General features: G+C 57.4%; 25 protein-coding genes and 1 pseudogene. 9 read left to right on the forward strand and 17 right to left on the reverse strand.

The genetic code is table 11. The features are described from left to right. The first annotated feature begins 143 nt into the window (after positions 1-143). The 5 genes and pseudogenes from purM to purE all read left to right on the forward strand — a co-directional run bounded on the left by purM (position 144) and on the right by purE (position 5,103). A complete protein-coding gene (gene purM / locus LIO98_RS05640; RefSeq protein ID WP_291953988.1) occupies positions 144-1,157 on the forward strand; it encodes a phosphoribosylformylglycinamidine cyclo-ligase in 1,014 nt (337 codons plus the stop codon). Then, positions 1,139-1,762: a phosphoribosylglycinamide formyltransferase gene (purN, locus tag LIO98_RS05645; protein ID WP_291953990.1), complete on the forward strand. Its 624-nt coding sequence runs from the start codon at positions 1,139-1,141 to the stop codon at positions 1,760-1,762. Before purM ends, purN begins: the two co-directional genes overlap by 19 nt. Beyond that, complete coding sequence (gene purH / locus LIO98_RS05650) at positions 1,752-3,278, forward strand: bifunctional phosphoribosylaminoimidazolecarboxamide formyltransferase/IMP cyclohydrolase (RefSeq protein ID WP_363304015.1); 1,527 nt, start codon at positions 1,752-1,754, stop codon at positions 3,276-3,278. The genes purN and purH overlap by 11 nt, the downstream gene beginning before the upstream one ends. A 20-nt stretch (positions 3,279-3,298) precedes the next feature. Further along, a pseudogene (gene purD / locus LIO98_RS05655) lies at positions 3,299-4,561 on the forward strand (phosphoribosylamine--glycine ligase). 29 nt (positions 4,562-4,590) lie between these two features. Beyond that, the gene (purE, locus tag LIO98_RS05660) at positions 4,591-5,103 is read left to right on the forward strand and encodes a 5-(carboxyamino)imidazole ribonucleotide mutase (RefSeq protein ID WP_291953993.1); all 513 of its coding nucleotides are present in this window, start codon (positions 4,591-4,593) and stop codon (positions 5,101-5,103) included. Positions 5,104-5,190: 87 nt separating this feature from the next. Here the strand turns inward: purE and LIO98_RS05665 are convergent, their stop codons facing one another. From LIO98_RS05665 to LIO98_RS05700, 8 genes are all read right to left on the reverse strand, one after another. Continuing rightward, complete coding sequence (locus LIO98_RS05665; protein ID WP_291953996.1) at positions 5,191-5,517, reverse strand: hypothetical protein; 327 nt, start codon at positions 5,515-5,517, stop codon at positions 5,191-5,193. A 29-nt stretch (positions 5,518-5,546) separates the two neighbouring features. Continuing rightward, a complete protein-coding gene (locus tag LIO98_RS05670) occupies positions 5,547-6,122 on the reverse strand; it encodes a methyltransferase type 11 (protein ID WP_291954001.1) in 576 nt (191 codons plus the stop codon). A 76-nt stretch (positions 6,123-6,198) separates the two neighbouring features. Continuing rightward, positions 6,199-7,119: a cysteine synthase A gene (gene cysK, locus LIO98_RS05675; RefSeq protein ID WP_291954002.1), complete on the reverse strand. Its 921-nt coding sequence runs from the start codon at positions 7,117-7,119 to the stop codon at positions 6,199-6,201. 11 nt (positions 7,120-7,130) lie between these two features. Then, complete coding sequence (locus tag LIO98_RS05680; RefSeq protein WP_291954006.1) at positions 7,131-7,430, reverse strand: thioredoxin family protein; 300 nt, start codon at positions 7,428-7,430, stop codon at positions 7,131-7,133. Positions 7,431-7,655: 225 nt separating this feature from the next. Beyond that, complete coding sequence (locus LIO98_RS05685; protein ID WP_291954009.1) at positions 7,656-8,585, reverse strand: nucleotidyl transferase AbiEii/AbiGii toxin family protein; 930 nt, start codon at positions 8,583-8,585, stop codon at positions 7,656-7,658. Further along, entirely contained in the window at positions 8,582-9,358 is a 777-nt protein-coding gene (locus LIO98_RS05690) for a type IV toxin-antitoxin system AbiEi family antitoxin (protein WP_291954047.1), read from the reverse strand. The genes LIO98_RS05685 and LIO98_RS05690 overlap by 4 nt, the downstream gene beginning before the upstream one ends. A gap of 206 nt (positions 9,359-9,564) precedes the next feature. Continuing rightward, positions 9,565-10,740 carry a DUF3798 domain-containing protein gene (locus LIO98_RS05695; protein ID WP_291954010.1) on the reverse strand — a complete coding sequence of 392 codons (1,176 nt, stop codon included), beginning with the start codon at positions 10,738-10,740 and terminating at the stop codon, positions 9,565-9,567. Positions 10,741-10,775: 35 nt separating this feature from the next. Further along, positions 10,776-11,009 (reverse strand): thioredoxin family protein, encoded by a 234-nt coding sequence (locus tag LIO98_RS05700; protein ID WP_291954050.1) that lies wholly within the window; start codon positions 11,007-11,009, stop codon positions 10,776-10,778. Between the two features lie 280 nt (positions 11,010-11,289). Here LIO98_RS05700 and LIO98_RS05705 point away from each other — a divergent pair, with 280 nt between their 5' ends. After that, positions 11,290-12,261: a formimidoylglutamase gene (locus LIO98_RS05705; RefSeq protein WP_291954012.1), complete on the forward strand. Its 972-nt coding sequence runs from the start codon at positions 11,290-11,292 to the stop codon at positions 12,259-12,261. Positions 12,262-12,274: 13 nt separating this feature from the next. Here LIO98_RS05705 and LIO98_RS05710 read toward each other — a convergent pair whose 3' ends face one another. From LIO98_RS05710 to LIO98_RS05725, 4 genes are read right to left on the reverse strand one after another with little or no spacing between them, the layout of a single operon-like run. Further along, positions 12,275-12,760: a hypothetical protein gene (locus LIO98_RS05710; protein WP_291954014.1), complete on the reverse strand. Its 486-nt coding sequence runs from the start codon at positions 12,758-12,760 to the stop codon at positions 12,275-12,277. Continuing rightward, positions 12,732-12,911 carry a hypothetical protein gene (locus tag LIO98_RS05715; RefSeq protein ID WP_291954016.1) on the reverse strand — a complete coding sequence of 60 codons (180 nt, stop codon included), beginning with the start codon at positions 12,909-12,911 and terminating at the stop codon, positions 12,732-12,734. The genes LIO98_RS05710 and LIO98_RS05715 overlap by 29 nt, the downstream gene beginning before the upstream one ends. Further along, on the reverse strand, positions 12,912-13,532 hold the full coding sequence (locus tag LIO98_RS05720; RefSeq protein WP_291954019.1) for a HutD family protein: 621 nt from the start codon (positions 13,530-13,532) through the stop codon (positions 12,912-12,914). It lies immediately after the preceding gene. Beyond that, positions 13,529-13,984, reverse strand: coding sequence for a DUF523 domain-containing protein (locus tag LIO98_RS05725; protein WP_291954022.1), 456 nt, complete (start codon positions 13,982-13,984; stop codon positions 13,529-13,531). The genes LIO98_RS05720 and LIO98_RS05725 overlap by 4 nt, the downstream gene beginning before the upstream one ends. Before the next feature lie 163 nt (positions 13,985-14,147). On the opposite strand from LIO98_RS05725, the gene LIO98_RS05730 reads away from it, so the two are divergent. Beyond that, positions 14,148-14,708 (forward strand): DUF308 domain-containing protein, encoded by a 561-nt coding sequence (locus LIO98_RS05730; protein WP_066744424.1) that lies wholly within the window; start codon positions 14,148-14,150, stop codon positions 14,706-14,708. Positions 14,709-14,793: 85 nt separating this feature from the next. Here LIO98_RS05730 and LIO98_RS05735 read toward each other — a convergent pair whose 3' ends face one another. The 4 genes from LIO98_RS05735 to LIO98_RS05750 form a co-directional block, all read right to left on the reverse strand. Beyond that, complete coding sequence (locus LIO98_RS05735; protein ID WP_291954025.1) at positions 14,794-15,192, reverse strand: hypothetical protein; 399 nt, start codon at positions 15,190-15,192, stop codon at positions 14,794-14,796. 15 nt (positions 15,193-15,207) lie between these two features. Then, a complete protein-coding gene (locus LIO98_RS05740) occupies positions 15,208-15,408 on the reverse strand; it encodes a Synerg-CTERM sorting domain-containing protein (protein ID WP_291954029.1) in 201 nt (66 codons plus the stop codon). Beyond that, positions 15,399-16,922 carry a S8 family serine peptidase gene (locus tag LIO98_RS05745; RefSeq protein ID WP_291954033.1) on the reverse strand — a complete coding sequence of 508 codons (1,524 nt, stop codon included), beginning with the start codon at positions 16,920-16,922 and terminating at the stop codon, positions 15,399-15,401. The genes LIO98_RS05740 and LIO98_RS05745 overlap by 10 nt, the downstream gene beginning before the upstream one ends. A 159-nt stretch (positions 16,923-17,081) precedes the next feature. Then, positions 17,082-19,730 (reverse strand): response regulator, encoded by a 2,649-nt coding sequence (locus tag LIO98_RS05750; RefSeq protein WP_291954035.1) that lies wholly within the window; start codon positions 19,728-19,730, stop codon positions 17,082-17,084. Positions 19,731-19,982: 252 nt separating this feature from the next. Between LIO98_RS05750 and LIO98_RS05755 the strand changes: the two genes are divergently transcribed. Next, positions 19,983-21,419, forward strand: a complete 1,437-nt coding sequence (locus LIO98_RS05755) for a GntR family transcriptional regulator (protein ID WP_291954039.1) — start codon at positions 19,983-19,985, stop codon at positions 21,417-21,419. A 169-nt stretch (positions 21,420-21,588) separates the two neighbouring features. Here the strand turns inward: LIO98_RS05755 and trpB are convergent, their stop codons facing one another. Beyond that, positions 21,589-22,788 (reverse strand): tryptophan synthase subunit beta, encoded by a 1,200-nt coding sequence (trpB, locus tag LIO98_RS05760; protein WP_291954042.1) that lies wholly within the window; start codon positions 22,786-22,788, stop codon positions 21,589-21,591. On the opposite strand from trpB, the gene LIO98_RS05765 reads away from it, so the two are divergent. After that, positions 22,787-23,023, forward strand: coding sequence for a hypothetical protein (locus tag LIO98_RS05765; protein WP_291954045.1), 237 nt, complete (start codon positions 22,787-22,789; stop codon positions 23,021-23,023). The genes trpB and LIO98_RS05765 overlap by 2 nt on opposite strands. Positions 23,024-23,393: the final 370 nt, after the last annotated feature.

Consider the following 23,393-nt stretch of genomic DNA (forward strand, 5'->3'; position numbering starts at 1 on the left):
TAGATGTGACGGATGCTAAACGGGCTGGCCCCGCATGGGGCGGAGGCGTATATAAATACGTTGGAGCCACAGGCGGGGCCTGTCCGTGACGCAGGCGGCACATATAATCAGCGGTTACCTTAAAGGATAGGAGTAAAGAGCCGATGAGTAAGCTCAGTTACGAAAATTCTGGAGTAAGTATCACGGGCGGCGACGCCTGGGTTGAGACAATAAAGGGGCTGCTGTCAAAGCGCCCCAAAGATAAGAACTGCGTCGGCGGCGTCGGCGGCTTCGCCGGGCTTTACCGCATCGGCGGCGGCCAGTGCCTCGCCGCCTGCTGCGACGGCGTGGGGACCAAGCTCGAGCTGGCCAAGGCGACGGGACTCTATAAGGGGCTGGGGCAGGACTTGGTGGCGATGAACGTCAACGACCTGGTGACGGTCGGCGCCCGTCCGCTCTTCTTCCTCGACTACGCGGCCTGCGGTAAGCTTGACGAAACGATATTGAAGCAGATCGTGGAGGGCGTCATCGACGCCTGCGACGAGAGCCTCTGCGCGCTGCTCGGCGGCGAGACCGCCGAAATGCCCGGCGTCTACGGAGCCGACGGCTTCGACCTAGCCGGTTTCTCGGTCGGCATCGTCGACGAGGATAAGATCATCGACGGCAGCGGCATCCTGGAGGGCAATCTTCTGGTCGGGCTGCCAAGCTCGGGAGTCCACAGCAACGGCTACAGCCTCGTGCGCAGCGCTCTTGGAAAGGGCGGGCTCGACATCCCTCTCGACAGTACCCCCAAAGGCTGGAAGGAGAGCGTCGCCGAGGCGGTTATGCGCCCGACGAAGCTCTACGTCAAGGCGGCGCTCGCCGCGGTCAGGACCGGCGTCGTCCACGGGATGGCCCACATCACCGGCGGCGGCATGTACGGCAACGTCATCCGCATCATCCCCAAGCATCTGGATATCGCGGTGGACTTCAAATCGTGGAAGCGTCCGGCGATTTTTGACCTGATCCAGAGCGCGGGGATCGACGAAGAGGAGATGCAGCGGGTATTCAACCTCGGCATCGGCTATGTCTTCGTCATCGACGCGGCGGAGCTGAAGCGGCTCGAAGAGGCGCTGGCCCCGCTCGGAGAAAAACCCGTCGTCATCGGCGAGGTCATTAAATGTACATCCCGCGCATAGCGATACTCATATCGGGAACGGGAACGAACATGGAGGCGCTTTTAAAGGCCTCCATTACCGGTGAGCTGCCGGCGCAGATCTCCTTTGTCGGCAGCGACCGGCTGGAGGCCAAGGGACTTTCCACGGCGGCCGCTCTGGGAGCGCAGACGCGGGTCTTTTTTTATAAGCGCGACGGACGCGCCGCGGCGGAAGAGGCCATCGCGCTGGCGGTCGAGGAGACGCACAGCGACTGGATAGTGCTGGCCGGCTTCATGCGCGTCCTTTCGCCGGAGTTCGTGCGCCGCTTCAAGGGGCGGATCATCAACATCCACCCCGCGCTGCTGCCGGCATTCCCCGGCGCGCACGGCATCCTAGACGCCTGGAACGCCGGAGTTCCGGAGACGGGCGTCACCGTCCACATTGTGGACGAGGAGGTCGACCACGGCCCGATCCTCGCGCAGGAAAAGGTCCGGCGCACCGCCGGCGACACGCTCGAGACGCTGGAAGCGAAGATACACGCGGTGGAACATCAGCTCTATAAACGCACTCTGAAAGAATTTTTGGAGAAACATCCGGTAGATATCGATCAATGGAAGGGTGAAGAGGATGGAAAAGATGGAAACTAGAAAGGCGCTCATCTCCGTCTGGGATAAGACGGGCATACTTGATCTCGCTAAGGGGCTTGCCGCCCACGGTTATGAGATCGTATCCAGCTCCGGCACCGCCAAGCATCTCGAAGAGGGCGGCGTAAAGGTCACGGAGGTCGTCGATATGACGGGGCTGCCCGCGATACTCGGCGGCAGGGTGAAGACCCTGCATCCCACGATCATGGGAGGAATCCTCGCAAGACGTGGGCTCGCTCAGGATGAGGAGGACCGGGAAAAATTCAGCATCCCCCTCATCGACGTCGTCGTCTGTACGCTCTATCCCTTTGAGGAGACGGCGAAGAGCGGCGCGGAGCTCGACAAGCTTATAGAAAAGATAGACATCGGCGGCGTCTCGCTGATCCGCGCCGCCGCGAAGAACTATTATCACGTCGCGGTAGTCACCGAGATCGGCGACTACACGCGCGTCCTTGACGAGCTTGAAAAAAAGCAGGAGTTCACGCTTGAATTCAAGCAGGAGCTCGCGCTCAAGGCCTTCCGCTGCACCGCCTCCTACGATTCGATCATCTACCGCGGCCTCTGCCGCGAGCTCGGTATCGCCGACGAGGTGGAGGGCGACAAGGTGCTGCCGCTGCGCATGGAGCAGAAGCTCCGCTACGGCGAGAATCCGCACCAGCAGGCGGCGCTCTTTATGCCCCCGCTCGAACAGCGTCCCTTTGAACAGCTCTCGGGCAAGGAGCTCTCCTACAACAACCTGCTCGACCTCGACACGCTGCTTCGCGGCTGCTCCGTATTCCAGGACAGCTGCGCCTGCACGATCGTCAAGCATACGACTCCCTGCGGCACCGCCCGCGGAGAGACGCCCATCGAGGCCTTCAAAAAGGCGCTCGCCTGCGACCCCGTCTCGGCCTTCGGCGGCATCATCGGCATGACGCGCAAGGTGGACCTGGATACGGCGAAGACGGTCACCGAGACCTTCTTTGAGATACTGGCCGCCCCCGACTTCGAGGAGGGCGTCGTGGAATACCTGAAAGAAAAGAAACCCAATCTCCGCATCCTTAAGATACTGCCCGGCTACGCGCCGAAGCTGCAGATCCTCGGCAACCGCTGCGGCTTCCTCGTCCAGGAGGACAAGCTCCCCGCCCTGCCGCGTCAATCCGAGGGCGAGTGGCACGGCAAGCCGCGCCCGGACCTCTGGGAGGACATCATCTTCGCCTGGAAGACCGCGGCGATCACCAAGAGCAACGCCATCGTGCTCGTCAAGGACGGCGCGGCGGTGGGCATCGGCGGCGGATTCACAAACCGCGTGGACGCGGCGGAATACGCCATCAAGCTCGCGGGAGACAAGGCCAAGGGTTCTGTAATGGCCTCCGACGCCTTCTTCCCCTTCGCGGATTCCGTCGAACTGGCCCATAAGGCCGGCGTCATCGCCGTCATCGAACCGGGCGGCTCGATCCGTGACAACGAGGTCTTTAAGAAGGCCGAAGAGCTCGGACTCAGCCTCTTTGCCGGCGGCAGCCGCACATTCAGGCATTAGGAGCCACTAAAATGAAGGTAATGGTACTAGGCGGAGGCGGCAGAGAACACGCGGTCGTCCACGCATTCTCCAAATCAAAGATAACGAGCGAACTGCACTGCTGCCCCGGCAACCCGGGGATCGCGAAGCTCGCGTAGTGCCACGCCGGAGATCCCTGCGACCAGCAGGAGATGAAGACGCTCTGCGAAAGGCTTGGCATCGGGCTCGTCTTCGTCGGACCGGAGGCACCGCTCGTGGCCGGTACGGCGGACGCGCTGCGCGAAGCGGGCATCCTCGTCATGGGCCCCGGAGCCTCCGGCGCGCGCCTCGAGGGCAGCAAGGCCTTCTCCAAGCAGTTCATGAAGAGACACGGCGTACCCACCTCCGACTTCGACCTCTGCACCAACCTTGAGGAATGCAAGGCCGCGCTCGCGAAACGCAGCGCGCCCTTCGTCGTCAAGGCCGACGGCCTCGCCGCCGGCAAAGGCGCCTTCCTACCGGAAGGCTACGAGGAGGCCGTCGCGACCTGCCGCATGATGCTCGAAGAGCAGAAGCTGGGCACCGCGGGCAACCTCATCGTCGTCGAGGATTACGTTCAGGGCATGGAGATAACCGTGCTCGCCATCACCGACGGCGAGACGGTGCGCATCCTGCCTTCGAGCCAGGACCACAAACGGGCGCTTGACGGAGACAAGGGGAACAATACCGGCGGCATGGGGGCCTACTCGCCCGTACCCTGGGTCGACGAAGCCTTCATGAAGAAGGTCACCGACGAGGTCCTCACCCCGACGGTCGACGGCCTCAAGGCGGAAAATATCCCCTTCTGCGGCGTGATATACGCGGGAATCATGATCAAGCCCGACGGTTCGCTCTCCGTCCTCGAATATAACGTGCGCCTCGGAGACCCCGAGACGCAGGTGGTACTGCCCGCTTTCGGCGGCGACTTTGGCGAGGTGATCCTCGCCTGCGCCAAAGGCGAACTGGCCAATATACCCTGGCCCGGCGCGAAGCTGGTCGCCCTCGGCGTCGTCCTGGCCTCCGGCGGTTATCCCGACGCCTTTGAAAAGGGCTGCCCCATCAGCGGCACCGACGAAGAAATTGAGAACACCTTCGTCTACCACGCCGGTACGAAGCTCAACGACAGGGGCGAGCTGGTCACGAACGGCGGCCGCGTCCTCACCGTCGTCGGCCTCGCGGACGATCTGCCCACGGCGCGCGAACGCGCCTACGACAGGGTGAAAAAGATCAGCTTTGAAAAGGCCCACTACCGGAACGACATCGGCGACAAATCGCTGAAGAGATAATAAATTCGCATACGAAAAGGGGAAATAAAATGGCACCGAAAATCGGCATCATCATGGGCTCCGCCTCGGACATTCCCGTCGTGGAAAAGGGAACGCCCGTCCTTGAGGAGCTCGGCATAGAATTTGAAGTGGCGATCGCCTCGGCGCACCGCACGCCTACGGACGTCGAGAATTACGCGAAGGGCGCGCGCAAACGCGGCATCAAGGCGCTCGTCGCCGTCGCCGGACTCTCTGCGGCGCTCCCCGGAGTGGTCGCCGCCGCGACCACTCTGCCCGTCATCGGCGTGCCCGTCAAGGGCGGCGCGATGGACGGACTTGACGCGCTGCTATCGATCGCGCAGATGCCCCCCGGCGTCCCCGCCGCCTCCGTCGGCCTCAACGGCGCGAAAAACGCCTGCCTGCTAGCGGCGCGCATCGTCGCGGCAACCGATGACGAACTGACGGCAAAGCTCGAAGCCTACGCGGAAAAAGAGGCGCGCAAGGTGCGCGAGAGCCGCAAGAAGCTCGAAAACCTCCCCGCCGCCCCCGCGGACGCCTATTAAAAAATCATTTGCGATAACAGAAGAGGAGCCCCGGAAAATCCGGGGCTCCTCGCCTTGTGTACGGATAATTTAAAAGCCGGAAACTTATCACACCGCCGACCGCTCGCGGCAGAGACAATTCATCACGACGCTTATCATGCTCTCCTTTTCCTCGGTACGGGATTCCGCGATCATAATAGCCACCGGCTGCTTCACGCCAACAACACGCATTTTTTGCGTGTTGTTCTCCAAAGACAACTCATCATCGGCAAAGACATTATTGATGTGTTTGCGAATCGTCTTTTCATCCTTATCAAACAATAACGACATTTGATTTGCCGTCAGCCAAACCGTATCACGTTCGGGGGATACGGGAACCTCAAGCGTAACATCTTTATCGGTGAAGAGGGCGATCTTGCTTTCAACCGGCGTCATCCGCCTTTCAGGGAAATACGGCCCTTTGCCTATCCCTTTAATCCCCGGCACTCGTATACGAAGGCCGGGGGGATGTTCATCATCACAAATCGAATTTTGACCTCTTTGAATATCCGCTCAAAGGCGCTCTTCATATGGAGGGAATATTGAAAGGCGACGAACATGCCGTCCTCGGCGAGGGTGCGTGAGATACCGTCAAGCACGGCGGCGGTGACCTCCTGCGGCAGAACCGCGTAAGGCAGGCCGGAGACTATCAGATCGACCTTGCGAAGCCGCTCCTCTCTGAGTACATGCGGCAGCCGCCTCGCGTCGTCGTAGATATCGAGCCCCGTATCGCGTATCAGCTTTTGTCTGAGGTCGTCCTCTATCTCAAATACAAAGAGCCTGCTCTGCGGCAGCTTGTTTTTCATGATCGCCTTAGTCACAACGCCGGTACCGGCGCCAAACTCCGCGATACAGCCGATTTTGTCCCAGTCTACATTACAGAGCATGAAGGCAACAAGCTGCGGGGAGCTGGGAGTAATGCTGCCGATCATACGCGGCTCCGCGACAAATTTTTTTATAAAGAGCATCTTTTCCTTTATATTTTGATCGACCTGTGGCATATAACTCCTCCAGCAAAAGGTTTTACTCTGATAAACTATCAGTAATTCTTTATTTTGTACAGCCTTTTGCGGAAAATTAACTGGAAAAAATGCTCAGGTACTTATCGCCGCGGTCCGGCTGGACCGTAACGACGACATTGTCCCGCGGGAGGTCGGCCGCCACCTTAAGCGCCGCCCAAACGTTGGCTCCGGTGGAGATGCCGCTGAAAAGGCCCTCCTCGGCGGCCAGCCGTCGCGCGGTCGACAGAGCCTCTTCGTCGGTGACGGTCATGAACTCGTCGATCTCCGAGACGGCGAGGTTCGCGGGGACAAAGTTCGCGCCGATCCCCTGGATCTTATGCGGACCGGCCTTGCCCTTCGTGATCAGCGGGCTGGACGCCGGTTCCACGGCGATGACCTTCACCTCGGGAAACTCTTTGCGCAGGGCGCGGCCTACGCCGGTGACGGTGCCGCCGGTGCCGAATGAGGCGACGAAGGCCGCCAGCTTCTTACCGTCGGGCAGCTGGGCCAGTATCTCCGGCCCCGTGCTCTCCTCATGCGCGCGCGGGTTGCCGGGGTTGGAAAACTGGTCAAGCATCAGCGCGTTCGCATCCTCGTCCAGCATTCTTTTCGCCTCGTTTACCGCGCCCGCCATTCCCTCGGAGGCGGGAGTCAGCACAAGCTTCGCGCCGAAGGCGGCCAGCACCGCGCGGCGCTCCTGCGACATCGATTCCGGCATCGTCAGGACCACCGGCAGACCGAGCGCCCGTCCGAGCATCGCAAGCCCGATGCCGGTGTTGCCGCTCGTCGGCTCCACGATCACCGTCTTTTCCGTGAGCTGGCCCTGCCGCTGCGCCTCTTTCAGCATACCCCAGGCGGCGCGATCCTTGATCGAGCCCCCGGGGTTACCGCCCTCGAGCTTTATCCAGACCTGCGCGCCGCCGCCGTCCCTTTTGAGCCGGTAGAGCGGCGTACCGCCCACCAGCTCCATTATTTCCAGATCTTCAACGTTCTTCAAGTTCTCCCTGCCTATCCCTTGTATGCCGTGCTGAAGGCTTTTTCCACACCCTCTTCGGTGGGAACTCCCTCGGCGATCTTCTCGCTGCCGACAAAAAATGTGGGGACGTAGTAATAATCGTATTTGTCGGCAACTTCGGGCTCCTTCTTTTCGTCGATCATGACGAAGGGCACCTCTTTGTATTCCGGATGCCTGACAAGCAGCTCCGATATCATCTCCTCAGCCCGCTTGCAGTGCGGGCATCCCTCGAACATAAACATCTTCAGTTCCTTCATTGCTGCCACCATTCCTTTCGTTTCATCTATTGCCAATATTATATAACTTTTGCGCACGGCGGCGATGAAATATTACGCACCGTATATAGACATTCGCCGCGCCGTTTAACAGGAAAAAAGAGGGAAGGATAAAAATCTTAATGTATAACAATAATACCGGCGTCACAATCAATAATGACCCTCAGGGAAGAGATAACGTAAAGAAGATGGAAATAATGGGAAACTATGTTCGTTGAAAACTTTACATACGCCGTTCGCTGTTTATTTCAATACTTCACGCAGGATCGCGCATTGATCGTCGAATTTGCGGGGGGAACGTTCTTTCAATATATCGATATTGCGAAGCTTCCAGAGTATCGCGGGGAGCCTCGCTGCGTCTGGAGCTTCAAAGAGGCTCCAATCGGGGGCACCTTCGGCGAACGATATGAGGAATTTTCGGTCGGCTTCGTTCAATAGGGCGGGAAGAGCCGCGAAGAGCATTTCTCTCGTCTTGACGTAATCCTCATAGGTGAAGGGCATAGCGCTCATTCCAACAAATTGGTTGTCAAACGCCTCCTTCATATCGTGCGCGTTGGGTGCGAGCAGCTCATGGAGCGGGCGATTATGGCTTAACAGGCAGATGATGAAACCAAGGACAATTCGCCTGTCGAAGCCATTCCCCGAACCCGATAGAAACGGAGCCAAGTCGAACAAATCGCGGGGGTGTTGGCGGTCGAGCGCAGCGCAGATTTTTCCGCCGTATAACTCCTCTCTCGATATCACCGGCATCTCCGTGTACTGGCCGAGAATTTCTTCGGTGTCTGGGTGCACGGGCATCGTGCGTATGGGAAAGACGTGGCCGCGCATCGTAGTGTTCACCTCGATTTTGACAAGGGCTTCAGGCGTCCGGCAAAGCAGCTTATATTCCAGCGATTCCACGCCAAGGTTGGCAAACTTTATCCCGTGGATACGCTTTGATAAGTCCTGCCTGATCGATGTAAGATGTTCAACAATAGAGCCAAGGGCTTCGGCACGTTCGCTGAAATGCGGGTAGCAAAGGTCGATATCGACTGACAGGCGCGGCAGTCCGCGCTCGAAAAGATTGATGGCAGTTCCGCCTTTGAGCGCAAACGCACCATTTCGCGCAATCGCCGGAAGAATCCGCGCAACAAGGTGAAGCTGCTCCATGTAAGATTGATCGAAATAGTTCATTGCCATAGCCGATTCAGTTCCGGGGGTATCACCAGACCGTATCTTTCGAGATAAACGCCATTCTTGCCCAAACTGCGCACCCCCTTGCCAAGGGATATTTTATCCCGGTCGAGCCGCTGTGCCCACGAATGACCAGCGTGATCCGCAAATAGTAAAAACATCCGCTTGACGCGTATAGAATTACAGCCCGACAAAAGCTCCTGAAGCAGCTGGGGACGCAGTGTGTCGAGATTTTCTGTCAGCTGGTACGCCTCGCTATAGCTTATCGTCTGCGGAGCGAGGTACAATGTTTCGAGTATCGCCCTCTCCGGGCTGGAGCAACGAATGGAGATTGTCTTGTGAGGTATATCCGCGATGCTGGCACGATCGTCCATCAGAAACGACGTATGGCAGAGGCAAAACCTCGCGCGTCCAGCCGCATCTGCCGTCCACGCCGGAAGGACACGCGCTTGACTGGAAAATATAAAGACGCGCTCCTCCTCTCCCCGCAGAAACTGCGCATACCCCTGAAGCGCGAGCGCCGTCCTCGCCCCTGCATGGACAGGCATATTGATCTGCGATTGAAGAGCACAAAGAATACCCTGCCAATCGAGTATGTCGCCCGGCCAGATATAAGCGCCGCGCCCTATCCGCTCAAGCCACCCGCTTCGCCGATAATACTGCTGCAAGTTCGGCGATATGCCCGACATCGTCAGATACGATGCAAGTAAAGGAACTCCTGGTATCCGTATGCCAGCCAATGATTTTAATTTTTGCTCTTTATTGTTAACCATGCTACTATTATAACGCAAATTTTAAAATAGAAGTATCACCTGTTCCGCTGAAAAGGAAAAGGCCTTCGACGCGACACGTATCCCGACGAAAGCCGCTGCCGTCGTCGTCATTCACGCCACGTAAGAGGGGCATACAGACCATTTTCGAGATGTAATGACGCCTTTCGAGCTGTGGGCGCATCTTTGGTTTTGTCCATAGCAACGGTTCACCTCATCCGATAGTATTTCTCGGGGACCTTTATCTTGTCCATTCCGAGAGGCCCTCTGCCAAAGACGTAGGTATCCTGGTAGATGAGCAGGAAGTTTTTCATCTTCACGCCCGTGGCGGCGTCGGTATAGGCGCTGCTGTTCCAGGTCATCCCGGGAGAAAATACCGCGAAGGCCTTCATCACATCGGCCTGGCGGTTCAGCTTCGCACTCTTCTCCACCACGCGTTTGCCAATTTCTCCTAGGGCGGCGGTGATGCAGTAGCCCGAGGGATAGGCCCAGGTGGCGAGGCGCCCCTTTCCGCCTTTGGCGACGACGGCCGTCTCTATCTTGGCAAGGATCGCCTTCCAGTCGCCTTTCTCCTTGCTTAAGTCGATGCCCAGCGCGCCCGCGTAGCCCTGCAGCGGCGAATCGGTCTGCACATAGTAACCGCCGAGCTCCGTTATCTTTTTCAGCAGCGGCTCGACCTGCGCGTCGTTGGTGCTGAAGAATGCGGTCGCTTTTCCGTACTTCTGGAGCCAGGCGGCGGTCTTCTCCAGGACGTACTGCTGCGCGCCGGCGACGCCGACGTCGCTCGTCGGGTCGGGGGCCGTCTCAAAGACAAAGCGCAGCCCGAGGTCCTTACAGGCCGCCTCCATTATCTTGCGGCGGCGCGATAGCAGCTCATAGCTCATATGGCGCGGGAAGGATATGTGCACGTAGGTCTTGGCGCCGAGCTTTTTAGCTGCCGCGGGCATGATGTAGCCCATCGCGAGGTTGTCGGAGTTCACGATCAGGTCCGCGACCTCGCCGATAACGTTCGGGTCCTCCTGCGGCTGCCCCGTGAGGCAGAGGATGTCGCCGCGCTTCTCCTTTATCCGGCGAAAGGCCTCGGCCGTACCGGGTACGCCCTCCATAACCACGACAGCCTTCATCTTTGGGTCGTCCGCGAGTCCGGCTATCTGGCTGATGACGGTCTCCATCTCCGCGCCGAAGTTGTCCGGATAGGTGACGTGCTTTATCATGCCGCCCTTGGAGGCGTCGCCGTACATCGAGATGAGCTTTTCCGCACCGCGGACATTATCCTCTCCCTGCGAGACCGTTCCCGTAACGACGCCGATATGAAACGGCGCGGCGGCGGATGCGGGGAGGGCGTAAAGCAGGAACAGCGCCGCTAAAACAATCAATTTCCTCATCATTCAAACCTCCATATCTCTTTGGTTCCCATAGCTTAAACGGCCAGGATCTTCGTTATCGCCGCCTCGATATTCTCCGCGGTGGCTTCGGAGTCGCCCGTGAGGCGGCCGCATATTTCAGTGCCGCCGCTCATAAAGATGATTGTCGGCACGCCGCGCAGAGCCAGCGTCTTCATTATCTCCCGGTTCTCTGCCCTGTTCATCTTGAGAAATATGATACGGTCCCCGTATCTTTCGCCCAGCGCCGCGAATTTAGGCGCGAGCGCCAGACAGGGAGGTCAGCCCGGGTCCCATATATCAAGTATCACCGGCTTCACGGCGGAGGCATTGTGGACCTCCGGCTCAAAGTCCGCCGCGTTGATGGACTTCAATCAGATCACTCTTCTTTCGATAGTTATTGTCTCTAACGATATTATAGCGCGCCGCTGCGTTATTTTACGTTAACTGAAACTTTGGTTTGACGTTATTATAACGCGGCGGCTTGTGTACTTGAGCGACGGAGGATAAAATTATCTGGGCGTTAGGCCACTCTAAGGAGGCAGTTTAATTATGAAATATAAAATAGACGCGGCGGACAGAGGCCTTTTTTACAGCAGGAACGATCCTAAGGACCGCCGCTTGGGCGAGCTCATCACCCGCGAAAAGATAGAAGACGTAACGGAGGGGACTGTCACAATCATCGGCGTCCCCGAAGACCGCGGCATAACGGCGAACAAGGGACGTGCTGGGGCGGCCGGAGGGCCGGACGATATCAGGCGGCGGCTCTACCGTCTGACGCCGAGTTTCAGCGGCGACTTTCATCGCCTGCGGATCGTCGACGTCGGCAACGTCAGCACGAAAGAGCTGACGCTCGCGGAGGTCCACGCGGCGGAGACCGAGGCGGTCGCGGAGATCGCCGCGCGCGGCGGCCTGCCGATAGTCCTGGGCGGCGGCCACGACCTCACATATCCCGGAGTGGCGGGGCTCGTAAAGGGAGCGAAAATCGGACGCGACGGCATGGGGCTGATAAACGTCGACGCCCACCTTGACGTGCGCAGCGACGAAAACGGCATCAACAGCGGCACCTCATTTTACCGCGCGCTGACACAGCTGCCGGACAGGGCGCTCTGCGGCGAGGCCTTCGTAGAATTCGGCATCCAGGAGCAGTATAACTCGCCCTATTACTACAACTGGGTGCTTGAGCAGGGCGGCCATGTGATAACCCTGCGCGAGGTCTCGGAGAGGGTGATGGAATTTTTCCTTCAGGCGCTGAACGCCGCCGGGAAAAATAACCGGGCGATCGCCGTATCCCTCGACATCGACGCGGTGCGCAGCACCGAGGCTCCCGGAGCTTCGGCGAGCAACCCCAGCGGCCTCAAGGCCCCGGAGTTGGATAAGATCGCCTATCTCGCCGGGCGCAGCGTTAAGGTAAAGTACCTCGACATCATGGAGGTCTCGCCGCTTCTCGACGAAGACCACCGCACGGCGGCGCTGGCCGCCTCGGCGCTCTTCTCCTTTTTTCGGGGACTCTGCGAGAGGTAATAAAGAATCACCGTTAAATGAGCGCGGCGGCGGCTTCAAGGTAAGCAGCCGCCGCCTTCATATCGAGAAGATAGCCGCCCTCCGCGGACGGGGAGGCGACAGAGACTCCGAGCCAGTGGGGAACGGGCGCGGAATATGCCGTCTCTATCGCGGGCGGCGCGGGCAATTTTCCAAGATAACGCGGCGCGGCGGCGAGCGCCTCCGTGAACTTCCCGGAGGGATACCCTTCGCCCCTACGCCAGAAGGTAAGCCCGCCGAAGGATTTCCAGCGGTTGATCAGCCCCAGCTCCATAAAGGCCGGCTCCCCGGCGAAGAGGCGCAGCCCCAGCCTTCGTTCCGTTTCGGCCAGGAGGCCGTCGACGGATAGCGGACGCCGCGAAAGAAAAAGCTCCGCCGCTTCAGCGGCCAGTGACCTGATTTCATCCGAAAATTCCAGCCGCATACCGATAAAGGCCGAAATACGGCCGCCGTCATACGGCAATACCGAAGAAGGCCTCAAAGCCCAGCCGCCCGCCGCGAAGAGAGTTCAGCCACGCCGAAAGTTCCGTCATCAAGCCGCCGGGCTCGACGACGACGGCCTCCTCCCAGCGCGATTCCGGCGCGAACTGGAGTTTTTCTATGCGGCAGAGGCCAACCTCCGGCGGCAGCAATCAGCTCTCCTGCCAGACGGCGGCGCTTACGGCTGGAACCGCCGCGTCGGAGCTCAGCGTCAGCGAGATATCCTCGCCGGGCACGGGAAGATAGGAGATGAGAACAAAGTCTCCCCGCTCGAGCGTCACCCGCGCGAAACGGCCATCCTTTTCCACCTCGGCGGCGATGCCGTCCGCGATCGCGTATAGGCCGTACCAGCAGCGCAGCGCCTGTGGCATGGGCAGTTTTATCTTTTTATTAGCGGCGACAGATTCCATCTTTCCGCCGTAACCTTTGACCGTCATAAGATTGAAGTCAACACACCTGCCGGAAGATTTCGTCTTCCATTCGCCCTCGAATTCCTCCGTATCGGCGAGCGGTATCATCACGCGGCTGCCGATCCCCTCGTGCGTAAGCTCGATGCCGCCATCAAGCAGCATCAGGTGCCGGTGTATCCCGGGAAGCGGCGTAAATACCGATTCCTCATCCTCAACGACCGCCGAGCTGATGCGCCAGTCAAATTTTCTCGCGCCGTAATCCGCTCCCTCGGGCCATATCGCCAGCTGGGTTGTGATTCCGCCGCTCCACCGTTTATGTTCCAGCTCGTCTTTACGTACTACCTTAATATCCGCCTGCGTCATTTCAACACCTCCCTTAATTCTTCGATATGTTCCTCGCTGAACACCCTTATCCCATGCGCGGCAAGCAGCCGTGCCGTGACGCCCGCGCCGGGTACCCGCCTGCCGGTAAAACTGCCGTCGTATATCATATTCGAGCCGCAGGAGGGGCTGCGCTCTTTTAGCAGGGCGAAATCACAGCCGAAGAGCCTCGCCGCGCGCAGCGCTTCGCGCGCTCCCCTCTCAAAGGCCTCCGTATTGTCCCGCCCGTCAGACTCTACAATGCGCCCGTTCAGTATCTCGTCGGGACCGCGCGGTGTCGGCAGCCCGCCGAGCTGTTCGGGACAAACCGGTATCAGACAGCACTCTTCCAGCAGAGCGACGACGCGCCCATCCTCGCAGCCGCCGCCGCAATAGCGGCAGTTCATCCCCAGAAGACAGGCGCTCACAAGCAGCCGCACAGATTTATCTCCCATCGATCGTCCACTCTTTCATAGTATATTTTCTAAAAGAATATCACAAAACAGCTTTTTAAGCGCTTATACGTTACCCTTTCAACCATTATGTTATACTGTATATCACAAAATCAGGGCGGTTTATCGCCGCCATGGGTCCGTTAAAAACAGGGAGGTTCAAGTTATGTTATTTACAGGTAATTTTTCAAAAGATGATCTCGCTAAGAGTAAAAAGAGGTTCTATTGGGTCGGCGGCATCATGCTCGTCATCGGTTTTCTCTCGCTCGCGATGCCGATGCTCGCCTCTTTCGCGATAGAGACGATGGTGGGCTTCTTCCTGCTGGCGGTCGGCTTCGGCAACGCCTTCGGCGCCTACTCGGCCCTCCGTATCGGAGACAGCCCCTGGCAGCAGGCCTTCATGGCCTTTATCTCCATCGCCGCGGGCGTCATCTTCCTCATCCATCCGGTCGCGGGGGTGATGACCCTCAGCATACTGCTCGCGGCCTATTTCCTGATAGACGGGGTGACGAAGATCGTCGAATACTTCCGCGTAAAGTCTATCGGCGGCTCGTTGTGGATCATGCTCTCCGGCATTCTCGGAATCATCCTCGCCTTCATGATGTGGCAGAACGTTTTCACAGGCGCGGCGGTGATCGGGATCATCCTCGGCATAAACCTGATTTTCAGCGGCATGAGCCTTATCATGCTTGGCCGCGGCTGCTCCGATATGTCAAAGAAGATGTAACCCAAAGACCTTTTACAGACAGGGCACAGACAGAGGAGAGCTTCGCCAAACGGCAAGGCTCTCCTCTGTTTTATCGCGCTTCCGGTTACCGCACCTTTGTCGGGGGCGATATTCGGATGATGTGATTCGGCGAGACGCCGATGACACGCCCATCCTTTTTCAGCCGTTCGATGATCTCCGCCGTCTCCAGCGAAGACTTAAAATGCGCCGTGCCGCTCAGGGAATCCTCGTAGATCGGCGAGACGTAGACCGCCTCGGCTCCGGCGGCCTTCGCTATCTCGCCGCAGAGCGCGGCAAATAAGACATTCCTCTCGCTCGAGGCGCGTACCTCATCCGGAACGCGCACGAGCGCCAGAGCGTCTCCCTTGACGACGGGGGCCCCTTTTTCGGTGCCCTTCTGAATCTGCGGCGCGCAGGCGCAGGCAGCGGAGGCCGCGCCGAGCAGCAGCGCCGACATTATAACCAGCGACATCATCTTCGGCAAACTGTTCACCCTCCTTTATTTTTTTCCAGCGCGGCGGATAAATGGCAGCAGGGCCGCGCCAATCAGAGCCAACGCCCCAAAGCCGGCGGCACAGCCGCCGCCGCTGGAACCTCCGTCTGACGGCTGTCCGTAGTTATAGGCGCCGAGGACGTTCAGCATACCATATTTTGAATAACCCTCCGCAAGCAGACCGTGCTCCGCGCCGTTCAGCAGCATCGACCTGATCTCGCCGCGCTCTTATCGGGATATAACGAACAGAGCAGCGCCGCCGCGCCCGCCACGTACGGCGAAGCCATCGAGGTGCCGCTGATAGAGACATAACCGCTGGGATCGAAGGTGTCTACATCGCTGCTTGGATTGACGATCCAGCTCCCGCGGCAGGTGCTCAGTATATTGTCGCCGGGAGCGAATATGTCCACCCACTTGCCGGAGGGACTGTAGTTTGAGTAGTAGGCGCATCCGTCGCCGCTCGCAGAGGCCCCGACGGAGATCATGTTTTCCACTTTGAAGCAGGCCGGATAAGAGAGTTTTCCGCGGTAATCAAATTTTTCCGTATCATGAGGATCGTCGATATTCTGCCCCTCGTTGCCCGCCGCCGCGCAGATGATTATCCCCGCGTCGCTCAGCTGCTTTACCTTTGCCTCGTAGGGGGAGAGCTCCTCTTCCTCCGGCCCCGCCCACATGCCGAGCGACATGTTGGCGACGCGGATGTTCGCGCCCCCCCTCTTCGCGGCGACGATGAAGTCAATAGCCCGCATCTGGTCGCTGATCAGCGCCGTCACCCCGTATTTGCCATCTTCATCGCGATACATGGAAAATACGTTGGCGGCCATCAGCTTAACATGCCAGTTGGCGCCGGCGACGCCAATCCCGTTGCCGCCGACGGCGCCGACGATCCCCGCGACATGCGTGCCGTGGCCGTTAACGTCGCCGACGATGCGCATCCTGCCCACGTCGCCGTTGTCTATGTCCGCGGAAGTGGCTCCCTCCGTGCCGCCGGGGCCGACTGGGACCGCGGGGAAGACGCCGTTGTCATGGATCAGCCCCTCTTTATCTGCATATACGCCTCTGCTGTGACACCAGACCCCGTGGCTGCCCTTAAATTCGCCGACATCCAGCGAGACGCCGTTATTTTTGATACCGTTCAGCAGTTTCTTATCGAAGACGAACATATTGTCTTTAAGGTCCTCATGGTCGTAGATGACGCCGGTGTCAAAGACGACGGCGACGACCTCTTGGGAACCTGTCCCATGCTCCCACACCTCGGGCAGTTTTATCCTTTCAGAACCCCACTGCTCTTTCCACATCGGGTCGTTGGGTTTTACGGAGCTGACGGGCATCATATAATTCGGCATCGCCGAGACGACGTCGGGATTTTCCTTCAGCCTCGCGATCAGCTGCGCCGTCGTCTCCCCTGCCGCGCCCCTGAAATGGGCCAGGGCTAGCAGCTCCAATCCGGCAGAGGATGTCCTCTTTGCGGATGCGGCGGGCAGAACCTCTCCGGCGGCTATCGGGCTGAATACCTGGATGAGCTCGGCTCCGGACTCCATGGCGGCCGATGAGGCAGACGCCGCGGCGGAGGTTTTTGCCGACATGACGCCCGCGGCCACGTTTCCGGCTGCCGTCATCTTTATCGCCGCGATCGCCTCACCCTCGACATACCGCGGACCGGCGTATGAGGGCAGGGCGGCGAGCAGGTAAAAGAGCGTAAGTATCAATATTTTTTTCAATGAGACATCCCCTTTTTAATAACTTTAAACAGCTTAATTAAATTGCATATCTCAGCCTATTTATTATACACACAGCAAAGACTGCCGGCATCCGCGGTCCACAGAAAAAGTGGACGGCCCCAACAGGACCGTCCGTCACGGAAACTATGCCGTTATCTATTATGCTTCGCTTTTGCCAGGGTGGTCATCGTCCGCCTTTTTTATATACTTATCCAAAGTCCTGACCAGAATATCCAGATCGATGAGTTTGGCAATATGGCCGTTCATGCCGGCCGCAAGCGCGGCGGAGACGTCTTCGCTGAAGGCGTTGGCGGTCATCGCGATTATCGGTATCGTCTTCGCCTCCGGGTGGATCGATCCCCTTATCGTCTTCGCGGCGCTGTAGCCATCCATCACCGGCATCTGGATATCCATGAAGATGGCGTCGTAGGCGCCGCTCTCTTCGGCCATGAAAGATTCCACGCACCTCTGGCCGTCTCCGGCGCAGTCCACCGTGACGCCGATAAGTTTGAACATCTCCACGGCGATCTCGCAGTTGAGTTCGTTATCCTCGGCAAGCAGTATGCGCACGCCGTTAAATTTCTTCCGCCCTACCGCCGCGCTCTCATCAACCTTTCCGTGCCGGTGCCCGCGGACGGACATCAGTGTGTTATACATGGAAGACTGGAAGAAGGGCTTGGCGAGGAAGGCGTCCGCCCCCGCCTCTCTGGCCTCCTGTTCTATGCAGCTCCAGTCATAGGCGGTTATTATAATTATGAGCGTATCGGGCCCGACGATCCGCCTGATATTTCTTGTAGTTTCAATACCGTCCATTTCGGGCATCTGCCAGTCTATAAAACAGACGTCGAAATCCGCTCCCGTCTCATGGGCCGACCGAACCGCCCTTACGGCCTCTTTCCCGCTCTGCACCCACTTAGCGGCTATTTTCATCCTCTCCAGAAGTATCTTCGCATGTTCGCAGGTGCCAAGGTCGTCATCCACAACGAGGACGCTTAGCGATGCAACGGAGGATGGCGACCTTAACAGAGAAGAGCCGTCGCCGGGCAGCGCCAGCGGAAGTTCGACGGTGAAGGAGGTGCCCTTACCGATCTCGCTCTTGACCTGAATCGTACCGTCCATCAGCGAGACAAGGTTTTTCGTGATCGACATTCCCAGCCCCGTGCCGCCATATTTTTGTGAGATCGTACCGTCTGCCTGTTCAAATGGCAGGTAGAGCCTCTTTAAAAATTCCCCGCTCATCCCGATCCCCGTATCGCTGACGGTAAAATTCATGCGTACGCCGCCGTTTTTCTGCGGTATCTGTTTGATATCAAGTGTTATACTGCCGCCGCTGGGGGTAAACTTTACGGCGTTGGAAAGCAGGTTCAGCAATATCTGATTAAGCCTCATACAGTCGCCGACGACCATCTCTTCGTCGACGCCATTCAGCCGCACCTCAAAGCCGATCCCCTTGTCGCGCGCCTGCTGATATATTATGGAGGAGACGGAGTCCGTAAGCTGGCGCAGCTCAAAGGGTTCCTTAGTTATCGTCAGCTTGCCGTCCTCGATCTTTGAGATATCCAGCACGTCGTTGATAAGCGATAAAAGATGCTTCGACGAAAAACCGATCTTTCTGAGACAGTCCTCCACGCGGTCGCGTTCCTTGATATGCGCCGCGGCGATCGTCACCATGCCGATTATCGCGTTCATCGGCGTACGGATCTCATGGCTCATCCGCGAGAGGAAATCACGCTTCGCGGAGTTGGCCCGCTGCGCGCCGACAAGGGCGTCCTTAAGCGCCTGCTGTGACTCTCTTTCCTTCGTCTCGTCGGAAATGACTACGACGTAGCGGGTTATTCCGTCATTTCCCAAGGTGGGAAGCACCTTCATGTTTATATATCTTTTCTGCATGGTATTTTCCCCGCCGAGAAGGAAGTCTCGCTCCGCCGCCTCCGTCAGAGTCCCCTCCCTGATCTCGCGCAGAAGAGACTCTAATTCGCCGTCGTTAGTATCGTCACCCGTACCAAGCATGGAAAAGAAGGCGCCGCCGCTGACGGAGAGGGCCTCCTGAGAAAATCCCAGTACCCGCTCGCAGTTCTCACTGACATACTCCATCCTACCCCTCTCGCAGATGAGAAAGACGTCGTCCACACTCAGAGATATCAGATCAAAGAGCCTCTGCCTGTAGGCCACCTCCATGCCGCGTTTCCGCTGCAGCCGGTAGCTGAAAAATGAAAAACACACCAATGTCAGGATAAGCATGGCAAGCATCAGAGTCGCCGCGTTAAAGGTCACCGTCGACTCATTCTCAAGCCGTCTCACATTATTGTCGGCAAAGGTCAGGATAGTGTCGAGATCCTTAAAAACTTCGTCATACAGTGGATCGACGTTCTCTTCCAGGTATTTTATCGTTTCGCTGTCGCTATATTCCAGGGCGAAAGCGACGGCCTTCACGCGCGCCGCCACCAGCCTTTCATAATCGGAGACGAGCTTTTTAGTATCAGCCTCTGGTCCGAGGTAACGTTCGGCGATGAGCCCCGCCTGTCTGCGGCTCGCCTCCGTGTTTGAGAGCATATAGCGCTCGGCGTCGTCCCTGCTTTTAAACCTATCGGTCAGCAGCTTCTTTGAGTAATTCTGTACTCCGGAGAGGCGGGAGAGCATATCTTTCGCGGTACTGGAAACCACGTAGGAATGTTTATAGATAATGGTCGTCCGCTCTTTGATGCCGTACATCGAAGAGACGCTTACCGCGACAAGAACGACCGACAGCAGGCATATCACACTCATCAATATGCCTGTGCGCCCGGCCATATTACTGCCCAATTTCATAAGAAGCCCTCTTTTCCAAAATCATAGAAATATATTAACGCGGATATTCCAGACAATCTTTGCCTATCAAAATCTACTTCAACGGTACGGGCTAAGTTCATCGTGGGACATCAATGGAGCGACCTTGTTCATGTTTATATATGTTGTATAATATACCTCTGAATCATAGAAAAAACAATAATTTATGTAGAAATTATTAATAAAAAATAATATTATTGTAATGTAGGCGCGGAGACGAGAGGTTTACCCTAGATGCAAAACCGAAGCTATCTTATTTATGAATACTTCAAGTCAAGGATAACCTTTGGCTGCTATAGCATTTGTGAATCTTTACCGTCGACAGGTACGGTAGGACGGCAGTTTGCCTGCTCGCCGCAGACCGTCCGCAAAGCGCTTCTGCGGATGCGGGACGAAGGCTATATCTTGCTGTCTCCAGGACGCAGGGCAAAGGTCGTCTATGACGCCGGGCATAAAGGGAATCACCTCCTGAAGGATCACCTCCTCGCGCGAAAGGAGGGTCTTTCAGACCTTTACGGCTCCGTTGAATTTATCTGGCAGCGGCTGACGGACACCGGAATCAGGCTCATGGGTGAAGGCGATATCGCCTTTTTAGAGGGCTGCGCCTCAAGAAAAGAGGCTGACCCTCTATGGCTGTTCACCGTCTCCTTTTGGGCGATACTCCGTCCGATAAAAAATGACCTGATCCTTAACCTGTTCTGGGACACGGTACGCTATATACGTTTTCCATATCTTTGGGACAGCGGAGCCAGGATAGCCTCGGATGTGGATTTTCTCAAATCCGGCCTGTTGAGGGTAATTTCCAGTATAAAGAGCGGAGATACCCGCAACATTGCGGAAGCATTCTATGAGTGCTACAGCCGGATCGTTTTAACGTTAAACGCGGAGGCATATTCTCCCGGTGAAGCAGTCTGTCTGCCGCCGCAGATCCCCTTTCAGTGGGAGATATGGCGGATCAGAGCACAAAAATGTTATACCGCCGCCGCCAGTTTGATACAAAAAATCAACGAGGGGATATATCCGGAGGGCTCTTTCCTGCCATCCGCTTCCGCGCTGGCGCACGACTATGGCGTATCCGTAATGACGATGCGCCGCACGATAAGGCTGCTTAACGAGATTTCCGTCACAAAAACCTATAACGGCAGGGGAACGCAGGTCTTAACCATTAATGAAAGACCGCGGCAACAGGAAAAATTATCTCCCGAAATAATGCGCAATATGTCGCTATCTTTGCAGGGGCTGCATCTAGTCTGCCTGACATGCGGTGAAGTGATGCGCGATACCCTGGCAAACGCCGAATCCGCCGACAGGGACGCATTTAAGGAAAGGCTGGAAGGGATATTTGAGAACAAAAACCCTTCCTGCATCCTCCCCGCGTGTCTAAAATTCATCGGTGAAAAAAACCGCCTCGCGTATGTCAGGACGGTCTACGCCAGTTTATATGAATTGTCCGCCTGGACCTCCCCGCTGTTCTCATATCCGCGCAGCTCCGAAGAAGATTACGAGAGCTCAAAATACATCTCAAGAGAGAGTCTATATCTGCTGCGGGCCGGAAAATTCGTGGAGTTCGCCGAGATCTTCCATAAAAAATTAGCTCAGGATTTACCCATGCTGCAAAAACATCTAGCCCAGCTAGGGGCAAATGACGCCCTCGAAATGTGCAGGATGTAAAACACCTCATCGCTCCGCCGCGATTCTCGGTACGGCTCTTCACGCGGCGGCCTCCCGGCTTTCTGCGGCTTCCGCCGCACTGTATCCGGCAGGCACGCTGTAAAGCGTAAACGATGCGGAGGGTCATAAGACTCCTCCGCATCGTTTTTCCTCTATTTCTATTTACCCGTTATTCGATAATGCCAAGCTTCGCGATCGTCTCCATATCCTTGTCGCCGCGCCCGGAAAGGTTCACGATCACGATATCGCCGGGCTTCATCTCCTTCGCCGTCCTCATCGCGCCGGCAAGGGCGTGAGAGCTCTCCAGCGCGGGGATGATCCCCTCAGTGCGGCAGAGCAGCCTGAAGGCCTCAATCGCCTCTTCGTCGCCGGCGCAGATATACTCCCCGCGCCCGCTCACCTTGAGGTCCGCGTGCGCCGGTCCCACGGAGGGATAATCCAGCCCCGCCGCGATCGAATAGACCTCGGCGGGCTCGCCCGCTCCATCGGTGAGCAGGTAACTTCTGAACCCATGGAGAACGCCGGGCTCACCCATCGTGAGGGTCGCCGCGTGGCCGCCGTACGTGAGGCCGCGTCCCGCGGGTTCCACGCCGATAAGGCGCACGTCCCTGTCACCGATAAAGGCCGTGAAGGCGCCGATAGCGTTGCTGCCGCCGCCGACACAGGCGACGACGGCGTCAGGCAGACGGCCCTCGCGCTCAAGCATCTGCGCGCGGGCCTCGTCGCCGATTATGCGCTGGAAATCCTGCACCATCGTCGGATAAGGGTGCGGCCCTACCGCCGAGCCGATGAGATAAAAGAGCGAGGTGTCGGCGCAGAGCGCGGCGAGAGCGGCGTCGACCGCCTCCTTAAGCGTCTTTTGGCCATCCTCTACCGACACCACGTTCGCGCCGAGCGCCTTCATACGCAGCACATTCGGCGCCTGGCGCGCGATATCCACCGCCCCCATATAGATGTCGCATTCCATGCCCATCAGAGCGGCTACGGTCGCCATGGCGACGCCGTGCATCCCCGCCCCCGTCTCCGCGATGAGCCTTTTTTTACCCATGCGTTTTGCAAGCAGAGCCTGTCCGACGCAGTTATTTATCTTATGCGCTCCCGTGTGGTTCAGGTCCTCGCGTTTGAGAAAGATACGCACGCCGCCCGCCTTTTTCGAGAGGTTGAGGCATTCGGTGAGCGCCGAGGGGCGGCCCACATATTCTTTCAGCAAACGCAGGTACTCCTCTTTGAACGCTCCGTCAGCGCGGCATCTCTCATATTCGCGCGCGATCTCCGCCATCACCGGCTCCAGCTCCCTGGGAATATAAGAGCCGCCGAAACTTCCATACATCGCGCCGTTGGGAAAACCCGCCATTATCTCTTCTCTCATGATAAAACTCCTCCTGATCTTCTCTTATCTGATTTCTCTTCTCTATAAAAAAACGAAAGAGGCTCGCTTCCAACCTCTTTCGTTTTCTTCTAAAAACAAAAGAGACCCGGATATCTCTCCAGGTCCCTCGAATTTACACGAAGCAACCGTGGAGCAGCTAAAAGCCGCGCCACCATCCCTTTATATTCGTATTTATGCTGTAAAAACGGCAAATGGGCATAAACATTCTCCTTAATCTTCCTGTCCTTCGTGAAAGGATGATATCACAGAAATATCAGCGGCGCAAGTCTGATATGGCATACGCGGGTCAAAAGCTAAATCGGCGTTTATAAGCACGATTTGCGTCATAAAACGGTGGTTCCGAATCCTCGCCGTATGCTAATACAGCTCCGGTATCGGAACCACCATTTTATTTAGCAACTCGCACTTCTAAACGCCTATTTCCTTCGGGTGGGAAAACAGATAAATTGCTGTTTAGCTTTTACCCTATCGATGATAAACGGAAGTTTTTTCTTAAAGCCTTCCTCTATGAGGAAGGTGGATCGCCGCCGCTTTTGCGGCGAGACGGAAGGAGTGTTGCTCTGTATGGCGCGGTTCCCGCGCCA

Origin of the sequence: Cloacibacillus sp., from assembly GCF_020860125.1 — a bacterium.
In the GTDB taxonomy this organism is placed as follows: domain Bacteria; phylum Synergistota; class Synergistia; order Synergistales; family Synergistaceae; genus Cloacibacillus.

Coding starts and splice junctions, on each gene's coding strand:
- purE (WP_291953993.1), top strand. CDS start 4,591: ATGGCACCGAAAATCGGCATCATCATGGGCTCCGCCTCGGACATTCCC.
- LIO98_RS05665 (WP_291953996.1), bottom strand. CDS start 5,517: ATGACGCCGGTTGAAAGCAAGATCGCCCTCTTCACCGATAAAGATGTT.
- LIO98_RS05750 (WP_291954035.1), bottom strand. CDS start 19,730: ATGAAATTGGGCAGTAATATGGCCGGGCGCACAGGCATATTGATGAGT.
- LIO98_RS05685 (WP_291954009.1), bottom strand. CDS start 8,585: ATGAACTATTTCGATCAATCTTACATGGAGCAGCTTCACCTTGTTGCG.
- LIO98_RS05690 (WP_291954047.1), bottom strand. CDS start 9,358: ATGGTTAACAATAAAGAGCAAAAATTAAAATCATTGGCTGGCATACGG.
- LIO98_RS05765 (WP_291954045.1), top strand. CDS start 22,787: ATGATAAAACTCCTCCTGATCTTCTCTTATCTGATTTCTCTTCTCTAT.
- purN (WP_291953990.1), top strand. CDS start 1,139: ATGTACATCCCGCGCATAGCGATACTCATATCGGGAACGGGAACGAAC.
- purM (WP_291953988.1), top strand. CDS start 144: ATGAGTAAGCTCAGTTACGAAAATTCTGGAGTAAGTATCACGGGCGGC.
- LIO98_RS05740 (WP_291954029.1), bottom strand. CDS start 15,408: ATGCTGCTGAACGGCGCGGAGCACGGTCTGCTTGCGGAGGGTTATTCA.
- LIO98_RS05695 (WP_291954010.1), bottom strand. CDS start 10,740: ATGAGGAAATTGATTGTTTTAGCGGCGCTGTTCCTGCTTTACGCCCTC.
- LIO98_RS05670 (WP_291954001.1), bottom strand. CDS start 6,122: ATGCCACAGGTCGATCAAAATATAAAGGAAAAGATGCTCTTTATAAAA.
- LIO98_RS05705 (WP_291954012.1), top strand. CDS start 11,290: ATGAAATATAAAATAGACGCGGCGGACAGAGGCCTTTTTTACAGCAGG.
- LIO98_RS05725 (WP_291954022.1), bottom strand. CDS start 13,984: ATGGGAGATAAATCTGTGCGGCTGCTTGTGAGCGCCTGTCTTCTGGGG.
- LIO98_RS05720 (WP_291954019.1), bottom strand. CDS start 13,532: ATGACGCAGGCGGATATTAAGGTAGTACGTAAAGACGAGCTGGAACAT.
- LIO98_RS05755 (WP_291954039.1), top strand. CDS start 19,983: ATGCAAAACCGAAGCTATCTTATTTATGAATACTTCAAGTCAAGGATA.
- LIO98_RS05730 (WP_066744424.1), top strand. CDS start 14,148: ATGTTATTTACAGGTAATTTTTCAAAAGATGATCTCGCTAAGAGTAAA.
- purH (WP_363304015.1), top strand. CDS start 1,752: ATGGAAACTAGAAAGGCGCTCATCTCCGTCTGGGATAAGACGGGCATA.
- trpB (WP_291954042.1), bottom strand. CDS start 22,788: ATGAGAGAAGAGATAATGGCGGGTTTTCCCAACGGCGCGATGTATGGA.